The following is a 13,139-nucleotide window of genomic DNA, read 5'->3' as shown; positions in this document are numbered from 1 at the left end:
TGGATAACTTCTGCGGCTGACCGTCGTCGGCTCCTAACCTCGCTGTGAGGACGAGGAAGGGAGTCGGCGATGGGCCAGCTCACGGTGAATCCGGGCTCGCTGGAGACGGCAGCCGCGCTGCTGCGGGCTGCTCACGATGACGGTGCGACACTGCTCGCCCGAGCGATCGTCGACGATGTGCAGCGCGGACTCGGAGTCGAAGGCGGTAACACCTGCGTCGCAGGTGGGGTGCTGCCGCAAGCCATCGAGTTCGTGCGCGAGCAGACCGAGACGCTCTCGGCGCATCTCGACACCGCCGCGGGGGCTTATCGACGGACCGAATGGCTGGTTCGGGTCGCGCTGGTGGAACAGTCGTGAGACCACCGGACGGCGATCCCGCCATGTTGCTGCGTGCGGGCCAACGGTGCAATGCGCTCGCTCTCGAGCTGCACGGGCAGGAGAAGGCACTCGGCGGGGCTGCTGACAGCACCGCGGCTCGCTGGTCCGGAGCAGCCGCGGTGTCATTCGGCGCGATCGCGCACGCGCACCGAGGCACGCTGCAGGGGGCGCGCGCAGCGGTCGAGCGGCTCGGATCGCTCGCGAGCACGTTCGGGCACGACCTCGCTGATGCACAGGCGCACGCGAGACGTCTGCCGGAGGGACCATCCGCGGAGCGGACGGCCATCGAAGACCGGATCACGTTGCTGCGTCAGCGATTTGAGCAGCAGTCGATGCACGTCGAGTCGGATCTGAAGCGCCTGTTGCTGCGTAGGCCCGTGGCCCCACCGCGATGGGTCGGGCCCATCCGCCCGCCTGCGGGCTGGGGCGGCGACTGGCCCCTTGCGGCCCCGCCGTTGAGCGGGCCGCGACGTGCGCCGGGTGATTGGCCGTTCGAGCCGCCACCGCTGAGCGGGCCGGAGCGTGCGCCGGGGGAGTGGCCGCCGGACTGGCCGCTGCGGCCGCCGCCGTTGAGCGGGCCGCGGCCGGTGCCGGCGCCTGTCGAGCAGGCACCGGGCGCAGCGCAGCTTCCCTGGAGACGGCCGGGACTGAACGGATCCGGTGATGGCTCGGGCCGAACGCTGGTCCAACCGGTGAAGGTCGGGGCATGAGGCGGCTCGCGCCCTTGCTGGTGCGGTTCACCGACGAGGAGTTGTTGCTGTTCAGCGCCCACCATCCGGTGGTCGATGCGCCATACCTGAGCAGCCTCGACGAGGTACAACGCCAAGTGGCGGTGCAGGTCGCCTACCGGTCGCTGTGCGCACATGGTGCCGTCGCGGTGAACGGCGGGGCGGGGATGGAACTGCCGGAGTCCGTCGTGACGATGCTGCAGGTGCGGGCGTCCGCACGATCGGCGTTGTTGATCAGCAAGGCGACCGCCGAGGTCGGAGTGTTGCGCTATCACCATCTTGGCAGTGACGTCGTGGTGATCGAGGACGTCACCGATGACGGCATACACGAGTTCCGCCTGACCGAGCCGGAGAAGTTGCCGGACGAGGTCGACGCGTTCTGCACGGTCGACGGCGTGGCGGACGGTCACGGCGATCCGGTGACCCTGACGGTGGCGTCCTTCACCGCGGGAGACCTGGCACAAGACCTCTGGGGCGAGGGCGTCGCACAGTTCGATGCCACCGTATGGCGAGCTACGCGGGACCCGGATCATGACCAGGTCCTCCTCGGGATCCTGCTGGGCACTGCCGGCAGCTGGGCGAGTCGACGGCTGCTGGTGCCCCAGGAAGCAGGGGACCGGCTGATCGAGATGCGGCCGGCGCGGGCCACTGGGGTCGGTGACTACATCCTGGAGGAGTTGCTCGGAGCACGGGGAGAGGATGCGAGAACTGATGAATGGCATTTAATGAGAGCGTGACCGACAATCCTGCAGCCTCCCCTGCCCAGCGTTCCGTAGCAATCCTGGGGTCGACGGGGTCCATCGGCACCCAGGCGATGAACATCGTTTCGCGCAACCCGGACCGTTTCCGGGTGACCGCGCTCAGCGCAGGCGGTGGCCAGCCTCGGCTCATCGCGCAGCAGGCGGTGCAGGCGCGCGTCGGTCTGGTGGGGCTCGCCGCGGGGGAGGAGGCGGAGTTCCGCGACGTGCTGGACGACGAAGCTCGGCGCGCCGGTGTGCGTGACTACCGGCCCGAGATCGTGATCGGTGGGAACGCTTCGGAAGAGGTCGCACGGTCTGGCGCCGACGTCGTCCTGAACGGCATCACCGGTTCGATCGGGCTCCGCCCGACGTTGGCTGCGCTGGAGACCGGCTCGACACTCGCGCTGGCGAACAAGGAATCCCTCATCGTCGGCGGTTCGATCGTGAAGCGGGCTGCCCGGCCGGGGCAGATCGTGCCCGTGGACAGCGAGCACTCCGCCATCGCGCAGAGCCTGCGCGCGGGAAGCGAGCGGGAAGTACGACGTCTGGTCGTGACGGCGAGCGGTGGCCCGTTCCGTGGGATGCCGTTCGACGAGTTGAAGCAGGTGTCACCGCAGCAGGCACTGGCGCACCCGAATTTCGCCATGGGCAAGGTCATCACCACCAACTCGGCAACGCTGGTCAACAAGGGGCTCGAGGTCATCGAGGCGCACCTGCTGTTCGACGTGCCGTTCGACCGCATCGATGTCGTCGTGCACCCGCAGCAGTTCATCCACTCGATGGTCGAGTTCGTCGACGGGGCGGTGGTCGCGCAGATCGGGTTGCCCACGATGCTCGTGCCGATCGCGCTCGGGCTGGGGTGGCCCGATCGAGTCCCCGATGCGGAGACGCCGATCGATTGGACGAAGGCGGCGGACTGGCGGTTCGAGCCGCTCGACGACGGAGCGTTCCCCGCCGTGCAACTGGCGAGACAGGTCGGTATGGCCGGCTCGACCTACCCGGCGGTCTACAACGCAGCCAATGAGGAGTGCGTCGGGGCGTTCCACGACGGTCGGATCCATTTCACCGACATCATCGAGACGGTGCAGCGTGTCGTCGACGAGCACGCACCGTCCGCCGGCGAGCTCACCGTCGACGATGTCCTCGCCGCGGAGACGTGGGCACGCGCGCATGCACAGGAGATCCTCGTTCGGCGCTGAGCGCGATCGCAGCCACCCATACCGCGAGCGCAGCGAGCGAACAAGCACGGGTCGAATGGGACACCCGACGAAGGAGGGCGTCCCCATGAGACGCTGGTAGGCGTGTTGTTCCTGCTCGGTGTGATCATTCTGCTGCTCGGCGTCGGTGTCTCCATCGCCCTGCACGAGATCGGTCACCTCACACCCGCGAAACTCTTCGGCGTCAAGGTCACCCAGTACATGGTCGGCTTCGGTCCGACGATCTGGTCGCGCCGTCGCGGCGAGACGGAGTATGGCGTCAAGGCGATCCCGCTCGGCGGCTACATCCGGATGATCGGCATGTTCCCTCCGCGTCCGGGGGAGAAGGACGGGCTGATCCGCTCGTCGTCGACCGGCCGATTCAGCCAGCTGGCCGACCAGATGCGGGAGGACGCCTACGAGCACATCGCACCGCGCGACGCCGACCGGGTCTTCTACAAGCTGCCGACCTGGAAGAAGGTCGTCATCATGTTCGGCGGCCCCTTCATGAATCTCGTCATCGCGCTGGTCCTGCTGATCATCATCGCCAGCGGGATCGGACTGCCCGTGCAGCAGACCGCCAGCATCGCGGCAGTGCAGTCGTGCTCGCCGACAGCCGCCGGCAAGACAGTGACCGATTGTGACGCAGCCGGACGCACCGCCGCGGCAGCGGCCGGCGTGGAGCCCGGTGACCGGATCGTTTCGATCGACGGCACCAAGATCACCTCGACCATCAACTTCACCGACATCGTGCGTTCCCACCCGGGCAAGCAGCTTCCGCTGGTGGTCCAGCGCGACGGCAAGAACGTCACGCTGCAGGTGAAACCGAAGCTGCAGCGCATGCCCAAGCAGGACAGCAATGGAACGCAGGTCGTCAACTGGAAGGGCGAGGTCGAGTACGAGGACGTCGGGATCATCGGCGCGTCGATCGGCGGCACCTACCGTGACGAGCGGCAGTCGCTTCCGGCAGCGATCGGCACCTTCGGCGATGCGCTGAAGAAGACCTCATCGGTTTTCGTGAAGATCCCGCAGAAGATGGTCGGCGTGTGGAACGCCGCATTCAGCGGTGGCACCCGCGATCAGTACAGCCCGCAGTCCGTCGTCGGTGTAGGCCGCACTGCAGGTGACGTGACCGAGTCGAAGTTCGCCAGCACGAAGGACAAGGTTGTCGTGCTGCTGATGATCCTCGCTTCGCTGAACATGGCGCTCTTCGTCTTCAACATGGTGCCGCTACTGCCACTCGACGGAGGTCACATCGCAGGCGCTCTGTGGGAGGCGGTCAAGCGTCGGATCGCCCGCGCGCGTGGGATCGCCGGTCCCGTCTACGTCGATGTCGCGAAGGCGTTGCCGCTCGCGTATGGCGTATCGATCGTGCTTCTGGTGATGTTCGCCCTACTGGCGTATGCCGACATCGTCAATCCGGTGAAACTCGGGTGAGCCTGCGAGCAGGTTGCGGACTGACCCTGTCCGCAGCCCGCAGCAGAGTGTTGTCGTCAATGGACGAGCGCTTGATGAGGAGCGACGGATGTATGCACCGACCTCGCACGACGAGATCACCGGCCTGACCCACTACATCGATCAGCAACTGGATGCGTTGCGCGCGTCGGTCCACGGACTGACGGAGGAGCAGGCGAAGTCGACGCCCTGCGCAAGCTCCCTCTCGCTCGCGGCGCTGCTCAAGCACGCTGCATACGGTATGCGGGGCTACGTCGCTCAGCTTTCGGGTTCGTTCTCGGAGCTGGACGACACGGCATTTGCCGCTTACCTCCAGAGCCTGGAAGTCGGTAGCGACGAGAAGGTCTCCGATGTGCTGGCCGAATTCGACTCCGCGCGGGCGGAATTGCGTGCAGCGCTGGCGCACACGGATCCGGACGCGGATGCCATGGCACCGCCTGCGCCGTGGCACGGAATCATGCAATCGGCACCGGTCAAGAGGCGCTACGACATCGTGCATTTCCTCGAGGAGTTCGCGCGGCACGCCGGGCATGCCGACATCATTCGCGAGCAGTTGGACGGTATGGCGATCCCCGCACTCGTGATGAGCATCGAGGGGATGCCGGCGTCGCAGTTCTTCCAGCCCTACGTGCCGGCGCCAGGGACGATCGGCGCAGCCTGACCGGCGAGCCTTCCGCAGAGCGTCAAATTCGCTGGCGGGCGGGTCGATCGCTGCGGCACGCTCGTGACATGTCGAGCAGCGATCTGTGGGATGTCGAAGCGGCGGAGCGGTATGACGCGGAGTCGTCGTTCATGTTCGCCCCGGAGGTGCTCACGCCCGCGGTGGATTTCCTGGCCGGGCTCGCCGGCACCGGTGCAGCCCTGGAGTTCGCGATCGGCACCGGTCGCGTCGCTATCCCGTTGATCGACAAGGGGATCAGCGTCAGCGGCATCGAGTTGTCGCAGCCGATGGTCGATCAGCTGCATGCCAAGGCACCCAACCTGCTGGTAACTGTCGGCGACATGGCCACAACAGTCGTGGCCGGTGAGTTTTCACTCGTCTACCTGGTCTGGAACGGTCTGGGCAATGTACGCACCCAGGCCGAACAGGTAGCGGTCTTCCGCAACGCCGCACGTCATCTCGTGCCGGGTGGTCACTTCGTCATCGAACTATGGATCCCGGGGATTCGCCGGATGCCTCCGGGGCAGACGGCAGTCCCGTTCCACGTCGGCGAGCGTCATCTCGGCTTCGACACCTATGACCTGGCGACGCAGCAAGGCACCTCGCATCACTACACCCGACAAGCAGACGGCACCGTTCGCTATGGCGCCAGCAACTTTCGATACGTCTGGCCCGCCGAGTGTGATCTGATGGCGCAACTCGCCGGTATGACGCTCGAGAAGCGCGTCGCGGACTGGGACGGCAGTGAGTTCACCGGCGAGAGCGAGTCCCACGTCTCGGTATGGCACAAGACGGAGTGAGCACAGCGGACCCACCCTCGCCAACCGCGGGAAGACTCACGCGGCGTCGCTGCTCCGGCTGCCGGTCGTACGCGCCGCCGTGAGATCCCACTCGACACGCGCGGCAGTGGCGACTGCCGTGTATCCGGACCGGTGCACCTTCTGATGATGCGTCGTGCACAGCATGGCGGAGTTGAGCAGGCTTGTGACCCCGCCGGCTGACCACGGCACGATGTGGTGCACCTCGCAGAATTGTGGCGGTCGGTCACAGCCGGGGAACGTGCAACCATTGTCCCGGAGCGTCACGGCAGTACGAAGCCCTTTGGGCACAAGGCGTTTGGTTCGCCCGACGTCGAGTGGTTCACTCTCCGTGCCCAGGACTGCCGGCATGATGTCGGCATCACAGGCGAGCCGCCGTGCGGCTCCCGGGTCGAGGAGGTCGCCGGTGGATGTCGTGGCGGAGTCGAGGCCGGCCGTCAGTGTGTCCAGCGGCATCGTCACCGTCACGCGCGCGGCAGATCCGAGCCCGGCGGCGTCGACGTCCCTCAAGCGCGCTGCGGAACTCACGAGGGTCACCAGCGCGTCGACGCGGCGCTTGCCGGGTGTTCGCTCGTCCTGGCTGCCGTCGCTCGGCGCGTCCGTGGAGATGCGACCGTCGGCATCGCGTCCGGTCCGCGGCGCAGACAGGGCCATGACGGCTTCCTTGACGATCGCGGCATTGACCGGAGCCAGCTCCGCAGTGAGTCGGGTCATGCCGGTCTCAGTGGTCCACCAGGACAGTGACTCGGTGCGCTCCAGCGTGGCGTCGGACTTGTCGAGCTCGTCCGGGGCGTACATCGCGAGGATCTGCCGGGTCAGCAACCGGCGCCCAGCGGCACCGGATGCGGGGTCGAGATCGAGGAACCAGCCGAGGACCTGGTCGCGGTCGGCTTCGGGCACCACCGGTGCGACCTTTGCTGCCTCCTGCAGCGCGGTCTTCGCGACCGCCGGGGTGCAGCTGCCGACACGGAGTGCTTCGGTGACCACGCGGGCATTCTCGCCCTGGCAGGCATCTGCGACGGAGGCGATGGTGTGCGCGTCGCGCACGTCCAACGGCACCGCCGCGGTATTCGCGCAGTTGGCCACCCACTGCGTCGTATTGGCCGCGTCCGACGCTTTCACATCGCCGCGCTCGCGGGCGCGGCGTGCAACAAGGGTCGCCAGCTGCTCACTGCGGCTGTGCAGGCGCAGCAGGGTGACCATCGCGTCGGCCAGCTCGCTCTCGCTGAATTCGTCGATGCACTCGAGCAGCTCGTCCAGTGTCGCCACGCAGGCGCGCACCTGTGCGAGGGGATCATCGTCATCAAAGCCCATGCCTCACACCACCATTCGTCGGTCATCGATGACAGCGAAGCTAATGCCGTTCCGCACCGCCTAGCATCGCCCTCGTCGCGTCGTGTGGACGAAGAGCGTCGAGGGCCGGGGATGTGGATATCGCGGGAGCACGCCGCACCCGGCTCGCCGACACGTTGAAAGTCCCGCAGAAAGTCATTACGATACGAAACGTGCCGTTTCGAAATACCTCTGACGCAACCACGCAGGGCCGTCCGCGCGATGCGGAGCGGGAAGCCGCGATCCTGCAGACGGTTCTCAACCTCCTCGCCGAGGTGGGGTATGACGCCCTGACGTTCGAAGGGGTCGCGCGCCGGGCCGGCGCCTCCAAAGCGACGCTCTACCGCCGTTGGAACACCAAGCGGGACATGGTCGTCGCCGCGATCAAGGCTGGTCCTTCGTCTGCGACACCTACCGACGAGATAGACACCGGATCGCTGCGCGGCGATCTCCTGGCGCTCTGCGAACGGCTCGACGCGACCTTGCGCGCGTCCGACGGAGCGATGAGCCTGATGCTGTTGCAGGCCGGCCTCGAGGACCCCGAGCTGTGCCGCCATATCGAGGAAGCGGCCGGTCCGACGGGCGCCAAACTTCCGGAATGCGTTCTGACAGCGGCGATTTCGCGCGGTGAGCTCCCGAAGGGAACCCGTCCGTTCGCCTACGAGGAAGTCGCCGGCTCCGTCCTTCTCCTGCGCCGCCTCAACGGACTGGCGACCGGCGCCGACTACCTCGCCAGGCTCGTCGACGACGTGCTCATCCCGTCGCTCCGAGCCAGCGCGGCCGACCGGACCGAGCCGCCCCGCGCGATCTTCGCCTGACCGCACATCCATCCACCATCGAAAGGCCCCATGAACGCGCGATCCATCATCGACGGCTTCGACTACCGCCGCATTCCGGGACACGACAACGTGACCCTCAACGTCGCCATCGGCGGTTCGGGGCAGCCGATCGTGCTGCTGCACGGCTTTCCCCAGACGCACCTCATGTGGCGGCAGGTCGCGCCCCGGCTGGCCGACGATCACCTGGTGATCGTCCCCGACCTGCGTGGGTATGGCGCGAGCGACAAGCCGGTGGAAGCGGATGCCTCGACATACTCCAAACGGACCATGGCACGCGACATCGTCTCTGTGGCAAGGGAACTCGGCGCCGAGCAGTTCGCCCTGATCGGCCATGACCGCGGTGCGCTGGTCGGCACGCGAGCCGCGCTCGACCACCCCGACGCGGTGTCACACCTGGGCATCCTGGACGTCCTGCCGACTCTGGACACGTGGGACGTGTTGCACGGCGTGGACGCCAAGGTCGCCTGGCATCTCTACCTGATGGCGCAGCCGAAAGGCTTGCCGGAGAGGATGATCGAGGCGGTCGCGGCCGACTTCTTCGCATCGTTCCTGGACGCCTGGGACCCGAGTGGCACGACGTTCGAGCCGGATGTCCGTCAGCACTATGTCGACAGCTCCGTCGCAGCGGTGCCGTCGATCGTCGCCGACTACCGGGCCACCGCCGGCATCGACCTGGAGATGGATCGCGCCGACCGGGCGGCGGGAGCACAACTGGCGATGCCGGTCGGTGTTCTGTCGCAGGACTGGGGCGCCCAGTTGGGCTTCAACGCCCTCGACCTGTGGAAGAAGTGGGCGCCAGCCGCGACCTACGAGCCGATCGACGCCGGCCATTTCATGGCCGAGGAGAAACCGGATGAGGTGACCGAATTCATCCGAGGCCTGGTGCAGCGAAAAACCCACTGAGTCAACGGATTTCGGACGTTCGTGCCAGTCGTCCCAGGTAACCGTCGAGCAGTGCGATCTGGCGATCTGCCGGATATTCCGCCGGGTCCAGGACGGCCTGCACGATCAGCCCGAGCGCGAACGAGTGCACCTCGGTCGCCATCGCCTGCGCATCACCGGCAACCAATTCGCCGCGTCCCTGCGCGACGCGGATGAGTTGCGCCAGGTGCTCGACGCCGTCGGCGTACCGTCGGGCGTGGTCGCGCTGGAACTGCGCATCGGCGAGTGCGTGGTCCCACGACGAGATCCAGACGCGGTTGGCGGTCGTCGAGTCGGCGTCCAGCGGCAGCATGTCCATCGCCGCGGACCGCAGGGCGGCAAGCCCCTCCGCTGCCGGCGTGCGCAGTCGACTCGCCGACCGCTTCTCGAGCAGGTCGAGTGCGTAACTCACGATCTCCCGCTTCGACCGGAAGTAGTGCGTCACGACACCGGTGGTGGCCTGCAGCCGGTGGGCGATCGCCCGGATGGTCAGCCCGTTGAAGCCGTCGCTCGCCAGCACCTGCCACACGGCTTCGGCGACGTCGCCGCGGCGCTCCTCGTGATTTCCCTTTGGCCTGGCCATGGGCGGAATGCTAGTTTGCACAACAAACGTTATGCAAACGATCGGAGCGGCCATGTTCACCCACCCACTCGCGGACGGAGTCCACCTGCGCACGCTGGAGCCCTGGTATGCCGACGAATTCGCCGCCCACCTCGATCGCGCGCGGGAGCACATCCGTCCCTGGGTCGGCCCGTCGTTCGTCACCGAGACCGTCGACGAAGCTCGCGCCACCTTGGTCCGGTATGCCGAAGCGACGGCACGGGATGAGGCGCGCCTCGTCGGCATCTGGGCCGAGGGCACTCTCGTCGGTGGCCTGATGTTCGTCGACTTCAACGCGGCAGGTGGGACCGCCGAGCTGGGGTGCTGGCTGGAACCCGCCGGCGAAGGGCGCGGACTGATCACCACCGCCGGGCGGGTCATGCTGGATTGGGCCTTCACCCAACGCGGGCTGCACCGCATCGAATGGCGCTGTCGCGCCGACAACGTACGCAGCGCCGCCACCGCCCGACGACTCGGTATGACGCACGAGGCAACCCTGCGGCAGGCCTGGCTGAACGGCGGCATACATCACGACAAGCAGATCTGGGCGATCCTTGCCGACGAGCATCGGGCCGCCCGCGCGTCCGCGTGACGGCCCGATGCCGGCCGAGCTAGTCGACGGCTGTGCGGGAGATCTTCTCGGACCGTCGGATGTCGTCCTCGAGTCGGTCGCCGAAGCGCTCGACGCGGTTGTCCCGCTCGGCGAAGACCGAAGCACCCGGCCTGTTGCCCCACTTCCACTCGTTGAAGAAGAGGTTGAGCGTCACCGCGCTGATCGCAGCGGCACTGATGCCGGAGTCCATGATCACGCCGAACCAGTCCGGGAACCTGTCCCAGAAGGTCGGCATCGCGATCGGTATGACGCCGAAGCCGAAGGTCACCGAGATGATGACGAGGTTGAGGCCGTTCTCGAAGTCGACCCGCGCCAGGGTGCGTATGCCGCTGGCCGTGACCGAGCCGAAGAGGATGATCCCCGCGCCGCCGAGGACAGGCGACGGGATGCCTGCGACGATCGCGCCGACGACCGGCAGCAGCCCGAGCACGACCAGCACACCACCGCCGGCCGCGACGGCGAACCGGCTCTTGATGCCGGTGAGTGCGACGAGTCCGACGTTCTGGGCGAATGCGCTCGCCGGGAAGCTGCCGAAGAACGGCGCCACGGTGGTTGCCGCCATGTCGGCGCGCAGGCCGGCGGCGACGCGCTTGTCGTCCACCTCGGTGCCGACGATCTCCCCGATGGCGAGGATGTCGGCGGTCGTCTCGGTCATGATCACGAAGATCACGATGGTCATCGAGATGATCGCGCCGACCTGGAAGGTCGGGGAGCCGAAGTGCAGGATCTGGGGGAGTGCCACGAGCTTGGCATCCTGCACGCCGGAGAAGTCGGCATGTCCCGTCGCCGCGGCGACGATCGTTCCGATGATCATGCCGATGAGGATCGACAGGCGTGAGACGGCTCCCTGGAAGAGCCTGCTGATCAGCACGATGATCAGCAGTGTGAGTCCGGCGTAGCCGATGTTGGTGGGGGAGCCGAAGTCCGCCGACTTCGGGTCACCACCCATGCACCAGGTGAAGGCCGTGGGCATCAGCGATGCGCCGATCACCGTGATGATCGAGCCGGTCACCACCGCCGGGAAGAACCGGACGATCTTTGCGAACCAGGTCGAGGCGATGACGCCGATCAGTCCGGCCACGATGATTGCGCCCAGCACGGGCCGCACGCCGTCCTTGCTGGCGATCGACACCATGGTCGAGACGCTGGCGAACGAGACGCCTTGCACGATCGGCAAGCGGCTGCCGACCGGTCCGAAGCCGAGCGTCTGCAGCAGGGTTGCGATGCCGCTGATGAACAGGCCGGCGGTGACCAGCAGCGCGACGTCGGACGTCTTCAGGTGCGCGGCTCCGCCGATGATGATGGGTGGGGCGATCACTCCGCCATACATGGTCAGGATGTGTTGGGTTCCGTAGATGAGCAGGCGACCGGGACCGTACATCGTGTCCTCGGGTCGGCCCTGGTGCATCGGGTTGCCCTCGCGTCGTAGGAGTTTCACGGCGCTCATCCCTCGAGTGGAGTTCGGTGGGGTGGGTTCAGGGATGGCTGGGCGGGTGGGTCGGCGGGTTCAGGGAACACTCGGATCACCTTCTCGCAATGCGGAAGAACTATTTCGACACATGAAAGAGTGGCACGCGTCACAGCACTCGTCAACAGTTTGTTGAACGTAGTCGGCGCGCACGTGCGACGTCGAGGCGGATCGGCCACATTTCGGGCAGTGGATGCCGGGAGTCATACTGAGGGTGTGACTGTTTCTCTCGGTATGCCGAGCGCGCCCGCGCCGGTGCTCGCACCCCGCCGCAAGTCCCGCAAGATCAAGGTCGGCAAGGTCGAGGTCGGAGGGGACGCTCCGATCTCGGTGCAGTCGATGTGTACGACGCCGACGACCGACATCAATGCCACCCTGCAGCAGATCGCCGAGTTGACCGCGGCCGGTTGCGACATCGTGCGCGTCGCCTGCCCGAGCCAGGACGACGCCGACGCGCTGCCGGCCATCGCGCGCAAGTCGCAGATCCCGGTCATCGCCGACATCCACTTCCAGCCGAAGTACGTCTTCGCCGCGATCGACGCCGGCTGCGCGGCGGTACGCGTCAACCCGGGCAACATCCGCAAGTTCGACGACCAGGTCAAGCAGATCGCGCAGGCGGCCAAGGACGCCGGCGTCTCACTGCGCATCGGCGTCAATGCCGGCTCCCTCGACAAGCGGTTGCTGGAGAAGTACGGCAAGCCCACCCCGGAAGCGCTCGTCGAGTCGGCGGTCTGGGAGGCGAGCCTCTTCGAGGAGCACGACTTCCACGACTTCAAGATCTCGGTCAAGCACAACGACCCGGTCGTGATGGTGCGCGCCTACGAGTTGCTGGCCGAGCGCGGTGACTGGCCGCTGCACCTTGGCGTGACCGAGGCGGGCCCAGCGTTCCAGGGCACGATCAAGTCGGCGACCGCGTTCGGCGCGCTGCTGTCCAAGGGCATCGGGGACACCATCCGCGTCTCCCTGTCGGCCCCGCCCGTCGAGGAGGTCAAGGTCGGCAACCAGATCCTGCAGTCGCTCAACCTCAAGCCCCGCAAGCTCGAGATCGTCTCCTGCCCGTCCTGTGGCCGCGCCCAGGTCGACGTCTACAAGCTGGCCGACGAGGTGACCGCCGGGCTCGAGGGCATGACGGTGCCCCTGCGGGTGGCCGTGATGGGCTGCGTCGTCAACGGTCCCGGGGAGGCGCGTGAGGCCGACCTCGGCGTCGCCTCCGGCAACGGCAAGGGGCAGATCTTCGTCAAGGGCGAGGTCATCAAGACGGTCCCGGAGAGCCAGATCGTGGAGACCCTGATCGAGGAGGCGATGCGGATCGCCGAGGAGATGGGTGAGCCCGTCGACGGCGAGGCCGCCGCGGCACCCAGCGTCACCGTCGGCTGACCACGCACCTCG

The 13,139-nt window shown here is 67.0% G+C and carries 14 protein-coding genes; 11 read left to right on the top strand and 3 right to left on the bottom strand.

The window, feature by feature from the left end:
- The first annotated feature begins 69 nt into the window (after positions 1 to 69).
- The 7 genes from VG502_RS12880 to VG502_RS12850 all read left to right on the top strand — a co-directional run bounded on the left by VG502_RS12880 (position 70) and on the right by VG502_RS12850 (position 5,958).
- Positions 70 to 357, top strand: coding sequence for a hypothetical protein (locus VG502_RS12880; protein WP_325550467.1), 288 nt, complete (start codon positions 70 to 72; stop codon positions 355 to 357).
- Positions 354 to 1,088: a WXG100 family type VII secretion target gene (locus VG502_RS12875; RefSeq protein WP_325550466.1), complete on the top strand. Its 735-nt coding sequence runs from the start codon at positions 354 to 356 to the stop codon at positions 1,086 to 1,088. Before VG502_RS12880 ends, VG502_RS12875 begins: the two co-directional genes overlap by 4 nt.
- The gene (locus VG502_RS12870) at positions 1,085 to 1,843 is read left to right on the top strand and encodes a hypothetical protein (RefSeq protein ID WP_325550465.1); all 759 of its coding nucleotides are present in this window, start codon (positions 1,085 to 1,087) and stop codon (positions 1,841 to 1,843) included. Before VG502_RS12875 ends, VG502_RS12870 begins: the two co-directional genes overlap by 4 nt.
- Positions 1,822 to 3,045, top strand: a complete 1,224-nt coding sequence (dxr, locus tag VG502_RS12865) for a 1-deoxy-D-xylulose-5-phosphate reductoisomerase (protein ID WP_414655740.1) — start codon at positions 1,822 to 1,824, stop codon at positions 3,043 to 3,045. The genes VG502_RS12870 and dxr overlap by 22 nt, the downstream gene beginning before the upstream one ends.
- Before the next feature lie 102 nt (positions 3,046 to 3,147).
- Positions 3,148 to 4,479, top strand: coding sequence for a M50 family metallopeptidase (locus tag VG502_RS12860; RefSeq protein ID WP_325550463.1), 1,332 nt, complete (start codon positions 3,148 to 3,150; stop codon positions 4,477 to 4,479).
- Between the two features lie 88 nt (positions 4,480 to 4,567).
- Positions 4,568 to 5,158 (top strand): mycothiol transferase, encoded by a 591-nt coding sequence (locus tag VG502_RS12855; RefSeq protein ID WP_325550462.1) that lies wholly within the window; start codon positions 4,568 to 4,570, stop codon positions 5,156 to 5,158.
- 68 nt (positions 5,159 to 5,226) lie between these two features.
- Positions 5,227 to 5,958: a class I SAM-dependent DNA methyltransferase gene (locus VG502_RS12850; RefSeq protein ID WP_325550461.1), complete on the top strand. Its 732-nt coding sequence runs from the start codon at positions 5,227 to 5,229 to the stop codon at positions 5,956 to 5,958.
- Positions 5,959 to 5,994: 36 nt separating this feature from the next.
- Here VG502_RS12850 and VG502_RS12845 read toward each other — a convergent pair whose 3' ends face one another.
- Entirely contained in the window at positions 5,995 to 7,290 is a 1,296-nt protein-coding gene (locus VG502_RS12845) for an HNH endonuclease signature motif containing protein (RefSeq protein WP_325550460.1), read from the bottom strand.
- A 113-nt stretch (positions 7,291 to 7,403) separates the two neighbouring features.
- On the opposite strand from VG502_RS12845, the gene VG502_RS12840 reads away from it, so the two are divergent.
- Positions 7,404 to 8,126: a TetR/AcrR family transcriptional regulator gene (locus tag VG502_RS12840; protein ID WP_325550459.1), complete on the top strand. Its 723-nt coding sequence runs from the start codon at positions 7,404 to 7,406 to the stop codon at positions 8,124 to 8,126.
- A gap of 30 nt (positions 8,127 to 8,156) precedes the next feature.
- Entirely contained in the window at positions 8,157 to 9,050 is an 894-nt protein-coding gene (locus VG502_RS12835; RefSeq protein WP_325550458.1) for an alpha/beta fold hydrolase, read from the top strand.
- Position 9,051: 1 nt separating this feature from the next.
- Here VG502_RS12835 and VG502_RS12830 read toward each other — a convergent pair whose 3' ends face one another.
- Positions 9,052 to 9,651 (bottom strand): TetR/AcrR family transcriptional regulator, encoded by a 600-nt coding sequence (locus VG502_RS12830; RefSeq protein WP_325550457.1) that lies wholly within the window; start codon positions 9,649 to 9,651, stop codon positions 9,052 to 9,054.
- A gap of 52 nt (positions 9,652 to 9,703) precedes the next feature.
- Here VG502_RS12830 and VG502_RS12825 point away from each other — a divergent pair, with 52 nt between their 5' ends.
- Positions 9,704 to 10,261, top strand: coding sequence for a GNAT family N-acetyltransferase (locus tag VG502_RS12825; protein WP_325550456.1), 558 nt, complete (start codon positions 9,704 to 9,706; stop codon positions 10,259 to 10,261).
- 19 nt (positions 10,262 to 10,280) lie between these two features.
- On the opposite strand, the gene VG502_RS12820 is transcribed toward VG502_RS12825, so the two are convergent.
- Positions 10,281 to 11,729 carry a nucleobase:cation symporter-2 family protein gene (locus tag VG502_RS12820; RefSeq protein WP_325550455.1) on the bottom strand — a complete coding sequence of 483 codons (1,449 nt, stop codon included), beginning with the start codon at positions 11,727 to 11,729 and terminating at the stop codon, positions 10,281 to 10,283.
- A gap of 255 nt (positions 11,730 to 11,984) precedes the next feature.
- Between VG502_RS12820 and ispG the strand changes: the two genes are divergently transcribed.
- Complete coding sequence (gene ispG / locus VG502_RS12815) at positions 11,985 to 13,127, top strand: flavodoxin-dependent (E)-4-hydroxy-3-methylbut-2-enyl-diphosphate synthase (RefSeq protein WP_325550725.1); 1,143 nt, start codon at positions 11,985 to 11,987, stop codon at positions 13,125 to 13,127.
- The last annotated feature ends 12 nt before the right edge of the window (positions 13,128 to 13,139 follow it).

This window comes from Flexivirga sp. (genome assembly GCF_035551235.1).
Taxonomy (GTDB): domain Bacteria; phylum Actinomycetota; class Actinomycetes; order Actinomycetales; family Dermatophilaceae; genus Flexivirga.
Note: the sequence above shows the minus strand (reverse complement) of the source record. Positions and strands in the feature narration are given on the sequence as shown.